Raw genomic sequence first — 1,159 nt, forward strand, 5'->3', positions numbered from 1 at the left:
TTAGATATGATGGTTGCCACATAAACAAAACAGACCTGCCTACCTTGCAAACGTGGGTTAAGTTGAGAGCATAAACAATCAACTCAGAGCCAAAATCAAGGAGGCAGGTCATGCAGAAAACAATAAAGAATATCGGTCTAGATGTCCACAAAAACTCAATATCAATTGGTATAGCCGATGACGGTCGAGATGGTGTAGTGAGATTTTACGGCAAAATTGACAACGACATGAATCAACTCGACAAAGTAATCCGTAAACTTATTTCCAAAGGGGCAGTGCTTCGATTTGCCTACGAAGCCGGTCCTTGTGGTTATGGTATCTATCGCTATTTAACTAATAATGATATGGATTGTGTTGTTGTCGCTCCATCGAAAATTCCGCAACAAAGTGGTAACCGTTTGAAAAACGACAAGCGAGATTGTCTCTCTTTGGCGAAACTCCATAGAGCCGGTGAACTGACGCCTGTCTATGTGCCAACCGAAGAAGATGAGGCGTTACGGGATTTAGTGCGGGGCCGAGAGGATGGAGTTCATGCGCTTCGGACAGCAAAGCAACGACTCGGAGCGTTCCTGCTTCGTTACGACATTGTTTATTCAGGAAAAACAAAATGGACGAAGGCTCATTTCAACTGGTTGTCTGACATCGCTATGTCCCATCCTGCACAACAGATCGTATTTCAAGAATATATCGATACTGTAACAGATTGCATCAGTCGTGTTCAGCGCTTAACTGATCAGGTTCGACAACAATCTCAGCAAAGCCGTCTGCACGAATTGATTAAGGCCCTTCAATCGATGCGGGGAATCTCTCTTGTTGTTGCAGCTACAATAGCAGCTGAACTTGGTGATCTCACTCGTTTTGAAACCCCTGGAAAGCTCATGGCTTTTCTTGGTCTCATCCCCTCTGAACATTCAAGTGGCGAGCGAGTAAAAAAAGGTGCAATTACCAAAACAGGGAATGGTCACGTACGCAAAGCCTTAGTGGAAGCAGCCCATGCCTACCGATATCCAGCAAGGAAAAGCAGAGCCATTCGTAAGCGGCAAGATAGATTGCCTAAAGAAGTAATTGATATTTCATGGAAAGCTCAGTGCCGACTGTGCACCCGTTATCAGTATTTAACAGCCAAGGGGAAAAAATCAAATGTTGCAAAAACAGCAAT

The 1,159-nt window shown here is 44.3% G+C and carries 1 protein-coding gene; it reads left to right on the forward strand.

Features of this window, described 5'->3' with window-relative positions:
* Window positions 1-110: 110 nt before the first annotated feature.
* A partial coding sequence (locus tag FCL48_RS24660; protein WP_205747827.1) for an IS110 family transposase occupies window positions 111-1,159 on the forward strand: 1,049 nt, incomplete at its 3' end.

The organism is Desulforhopalus sp. IMCC35007 (genome assembly GCF_005116575.1).
In the GTDB taxonomy this organism is placed as follows: domain Bacteria; phylum Desulfobacterota; class Desulfobulbia; order Desulfobulbales; family Desulfocapsaceae; genus Desulforhopalus_A.